At 47.9% G+C, this 4,706-nt stretch carries 4 protein-coding genes; 1 reads left to right on the top strand and 3 read right to left on the bottom strand.

Annotated features, from left to right (window positions below; translation table 11 throughout):
• The first annotated feature begins 20 nt into the window (after nucleotides 1–20).
• A complete protein-coding gene (locus BZG79_RS11860; protein WP_077774476.1) occupies nucleotides 21–974 on the top strand; it encodes an aspartoacylase in 954 nt (317 codons plus the stop codon).
• A 706-nt stretch (nucleotides 975–1,680) separates the two neighbouring features.
• Here the strand turns inward: BZG79_RS11860 and BZG79_RS11855 are convergent.
• From BZG79_RS11855 to hcp-2, 3 genes are all read right to left on the bottom strand, one after another.
• On the bottom strand, nucleotides 1,681–1,965 hold the full coding sequence (locus BZG79_RS11855) for a type VI secretion system PAAR protein (protein WP_021024293.1): 285 nt from the start codon (nucleotides 1,963–1,965) through the stop codon (nucleotides 1,681–1,683).
• Nucleotides 1,966–2,000: 35 nt separating this feature from the next.
• Nucleotides 2,001–3,947, bottom strand: a complete 1,947-nt coding sequence (gene tssI / locus BZG79_RS11850; protein WP_077774475.1) for a type VI secretion system tip protein TssI/VgrG — start codon at nucleotides 3,945–3,947, stop codon at nucleotides 2,001–2,003.
• Nucleotides 3,948–4,071: 124 nt separating this feature from the next.
• Entirely contained in the window at nucleotides 4,072–4,590 is a 519-nt protein-coding gene (gene hcp-2, locus BZG79_RS11845; RefSeq protein WP_021024295.1) for a type VI secretion system effector Hcp-2, read from the bottom strand.
• Nucleotides 4,591–4,706: the final 116 nt, after the last annotated feature.

The raw sequence follows: 4,706 nt of genomic DNA, 5'->3' as shown, positions 1-4,706 counted from the left end.
ATTCAACACAAGGAGTTCTCATGAGTCGCTTCAGTCAAGTGGCCATCGTCGGTGGCACCCATGGCAATGAGTTTAGCGGGATTTACGCACTAAAACAGTGGCAAACCAATACATCTGTTACGACTCGGGATAGTTTTTCAACGGAGCATGTGTTCGCGAATCCGTCGGCTTATCATGCAAACAAACGTTATCTCGATTGTGACTTAAATCGACAATTCGATCCTCAAGGGCTCGCCGATCTCACCTTAACAAACTACGAGCAAAGTCGCGCAAAAGTCCTCAATCAACAGCTAGGTCCTAAAGGCGATCCTCGCGTCGATTTCATCATCGATTTACACAACACCACCAGCAACATGGGGCCTACGCTCATTTTGCTCGCATTAGACACATTCAATAAACAGCTTGCTGCCTATATCAGTGAGCGTATGCCCGATGCCATTATTTTAGTAGAAGATCATCTCGAGCCGCTTCAACACGCTTTTTTATGCTCAGTGGCGAAGCAAGGCGTCATTGTTGAGGTTGGTCCTCAACCGCAATCCGTATTACGCCATGATGTAATGGAATCCATGCAAGAAATGACGACGCATATTCTCGATTTTGTGCATCTCTTTAATATCGACAAGGTGCCAGAGCTGCCCGCGCAAGTAACGGCTTATCGCTATAAAGAAACCTTACATCTACCCCAAAATGCACAAGGAGAGCGCATCGGTATGGTGCACCAAAACGTGCAAGACAAAGACTTTGAGCCGATAGTACCTGGCGATCCTTTATTCATGTGCTTTGACGGTCGCGAAGTCGCTTGGGAAGGAAAGTACACTGCGTATCCGCACTTTATTAGCGTCTTCAGGCATGTAGTTTGTGGTGTACAGACGCCCCAGGGCAGCAAGAGACATAAGATCCCCTTGTTCAATCGCTTTTTCGCGCCACGCCACCGCTTTATGGCTTTCCCCTCGACGGATAAAATCACGATATAAACTCTTAGTACCGGGGATCCCACCCGCATTGGCAATCTGTTTTTTTACTTCAGCGGCCGCATCAAGGCGAGAGCTGGGGAAAAGATAAAAGCCGCGCTCAGCCAGTTCTATTTGCGATGCTTTATGTAACAAGGCATCAACATCATTTGCCGCAATCGCCTCTTCTAAATACTGCTCGGCTTTCTTTTTGTCTGTTGGATAAATGTACTGATACAGACTGAATGCTGCGTCTTTAGGTGCTTTCTCATACCAAGCTGCTAGTGCTTCTTCATACTTATAGCGCCAAATAGTACGATGATTTGCCGATAACCAATGGCCTTTTTCAACCAGTAATTTCATGGCTGGAATATAATCCGCCTTTGCGGCCTGCGTGAGATACTGCTGCGCAACCGGCGAATAATCGAGCTTATTACCATCATCACTGACGAGCACAGCGTATAAATAAGCCGCAGGAACAATACCTTGATCCGCCGCTGCACGTAGATATTTTTCAGCTCGTTGGTAATGGAACTGAGCGCGAGACAAACGTCCATGCTCAAATATTGCCTCTGGCGTCATCGCCTGGATATCATAGTCATCCGCGATTTTTTCAACCGGCTCTAGTTGCACAAAAGGTGTGGCTTCAACTTCAACTTGTTCAGCATGTACTTGTCCACTTAGCATGACTAGGCATGCATACACGCTTGCTTTAAGCATTGACAGGGTATTAACCAATGTTGACACTTGAACCTCCTACAATCACACCGCCACAACTCACTGCATCACCAATACGAGCGGCTGGTTTTCCATCAATCATAACGCTACCGGAACCCGCATTTACCGCTCGCCCATGAGGCGGGTGTTTCGGTTTACTATGCGGTGCCAGGGGATCACCTTTACGAACTACGGGTATCCCGTCAACTTTTACTGTTGACGACCCCGCCACAATCGGTGTAGGTGGAAATCCATCATGCGCGGTTCCCACATGGCCAACAAGTGCTGCTTTGGGCATATCTTTCCTCAAATTTCTTAGTTTGCATTAAACGATCAAGGTTTGTTCACTGAGCGTGGCGATTTCGCTGGCTGTCCTTGGTACCCAGAGCCACTACCAGGACTTCCGCCAGCGTTTAAATTGATCGCTGGACCAATAAGGTGCACCCCGGCCGCATCAACCTTCATTACGCTCCCACCGGCGGTTACCGTAACCTCCGTACCTGCATCAAGCACGACATTTGCGCCTGCTTTTAGATGCACCTCACGTCCCGCCGTTACGGCGAAGCGGTTATCGATTTTTTCATGTATCCCTCCAGAAACGGCAATTGTGGCATCTTTTTTCACTCGTGTTCGTGATTGCTTATCGACCGTCACATGCTGGTTACTCATAACAGCCGACAAAGAATCATGGTCCACTTTTTGATGCTCATTATGCCGCACCTGCGTAACGACATCATTTTCCACGCATGATTGCCAATCACGCTGAGCATGCAAATACACTTGCTCACTGCCCGATTGATCTTCAAACGTGAGCTCGTTGTAGCCCTCGCCTTGGTGGCTTTCACTGCGCCAAACCGTCTTGGTTTTATGGGCCGGCAATGTATAAGGGGATACATTGGTCGCGTGATAGGTCCGGCCAGTGATGATCGGTTGGTCGGGGTCACCATGTAAAAACGACACAATCACCTCATGGCCAATACGTGGAATCGCCATCATGCCGTATTGGCTCCCCGCCCAACCTTGAGACACCCGTATCCAGCAGCTACTTTTATCGTTTCCACTCGAGTAACGATCCCAAGGGAAATGAACTTTTACTCGGCCATATTCGTCACAGAAAATTTCTTCGCCTTCAGGCCCAACCACAATCCCTATTAAAGGGCCGTCCACCTGTGGCTTAGGGTGTGGAGTGGCCCGCCAAGGGATAGAGGCCGGGATCACCGTAAACCGATTATGATAGGTAGTGGCGCCAGTGCCGCCTTCTTCTTCAACTGCTTGAGGTTGGGTGCCGTAATGCTGAGCGCGCACTACTTGCCACTTTTGATTCATGGTACGGTCGAGATGATCTTGCATTTCAAATGCATGACCCGCCTGCACAAGAAAATGATTACTTTCCCCAGTCGCCGTGACTTTGTCACGTGCCAGAAATTCTTGGCGTATCTGGGTTAAATGTTTACCTTGCGTATCGTCTTTATATCGACCTGGAAAATCATAAACATCGTAGTCTTGGCGCTGATGGTCAATGTCGGACATATTCACTTGCTGTAAGAAGCTATAATTCGGCTTTTTAAAGCTATAATCCTTCATCTCCAGTGATGACGGGATTATCCGAGTGTGCTTTTCGATGGCACGAATATAAGGCTCATCGACGACACCTGCAGCCTGAGCGTTATGCACAATCGGCTGTTTAAGGGCGGGAAGCGAAAAGGGCGAGTCAGTGATATATAAAAGCTGCTTGTCCTCTTTCCACACAAAGCAATACATCAACCCCTCTTCTGCGGCAATACGATGAAAAAAGGCGAGATCCGTTTCTCGGTATTGAACACAAAATTCACGCTCTGCATATTCTTTTGTCAGCCCAAAACCGACATCCGTAATACGCATTTCTTGCAACAAGATCGAAATAACTTGAGGAACCGTCTGATGTTGGAATACACGACTATTTTGCCGTAGTGATAGACGCTCAATTTCAGCCACTAATTCAACATCATAATAWGTGTGATGATGACCAATATCCCCTTGGGAAAATTGACGAATGATACCGCGAATACGACGCTCACATTGCCCGTTGCGATAGAGAGCAAGCGTGGCTCGGCAATCCACTAATTGGTCAGGGTTTAGGGAATGATCGCGACTTGCCAATGCAATCGAATAACGAAACCCGTTGCAAGCTTGCTGGTCGAACGCCGCAGCAGAGAGGGACTCGTTGCCCTGATATTCTCTGACCACAAACGTGTCTGGCTCTAGGCCTTCGACGCTAAATTCAAAACGTAATTTCGCCATGATGTCTCCCGAATCTTGTTCCCGCAACAGTGAACACTTGTCTAGCAACGCTCTCTGGAAAACGAACGCTGCTAAACAAATGGTGAAGCGCCGGCACAAAGCCGACGCAACCTAGCAATAGCAATTAAGCTTCAACCGGCTTGCGCCAGTCATCAGAGCCTGAAGTACCTGCGTTGACGTGGTCCCAGGTGATTTTGCGATAAGACATCGACACGGTCAGGTTCTGAGTGAAGTCTGACTTCGCCGGATCTTGGCAGTGTGGCATTTCACAATGGATATCCACGATAGAGGCGCTTTCTAATTTGGTGGTAAAGAAGTTTTCTTGCTTACCTTCAATTGAGGTACGGTACCATTTCAGCTCTACTGTCGACATTTTCTCGCCAGAAGACAGCGCGTTGTAAAGCAATGGAACAGCTTTATTCAATGCCACGGTGAATTTGAATGGTTTATGAACACGTTGGCCAGATGGCTGACCAGATTGTGGGTCGGTCGGCACGGTCACATTGTGGTCAAACTGTTGTACCAGCATTTCGTCTTCGTGGCCTTCGACAAAAGAATCACCGATAGAATCCGCGGTGCAGGCACCGGCAGTAATCAAACCCTGGGTTTCGCCTTCAATCGAGATATAACATGGCGTTGGCATAATCGCTCCTTTGTATGTAATGAGAGAGCATCACCACGACGGTGATGTTGCTTGTTCGCCACCCTATAAAGCGAAATGCATGCCAAGTTTTTTACCATTATAAATCAGTATATTAG

It is taken from the genome of Salinivibrio sp. MA427, from assembly GCF_001996115.1.
In the GTDB taxonomy this organism is placed as follows: Bacteria; Pseudomonadota; Gammaproteobacteria; order Enterobacterales; family Vibrionaceae; genus Salinivibrio; species Salinivibrio costicola.
Note: the sequence above shows the minus strand (reverse complement) of the source record. Positions and strands in the feature narration are given on the sequence as shown.

Bases quoted from the DNA above. Each gene is read 5' to 3' on its own strand.
- BZG79_RS11860 (WP_077774476.1), top strand. From the start codon at position 21: ATGAGTCGCTTCAGTCAAGTGGCCATCGTCGGTGGCACCCATGGCAAT.
- BZG79_RS11855 (WP_021024293.1), bottom strand. From the start codon at position 1,965: ATGCCCAAAGCAGCACTTGTTGGCCATGTGGGAACCGCGCATGATGGA.
- hcp-2 (WP_021024295.1), bottom strand. From the start codon at position 4,590: ATGCCAACGCCATGTTATATCTCGATTGAAGGCGAAACCCAGGGTTTG.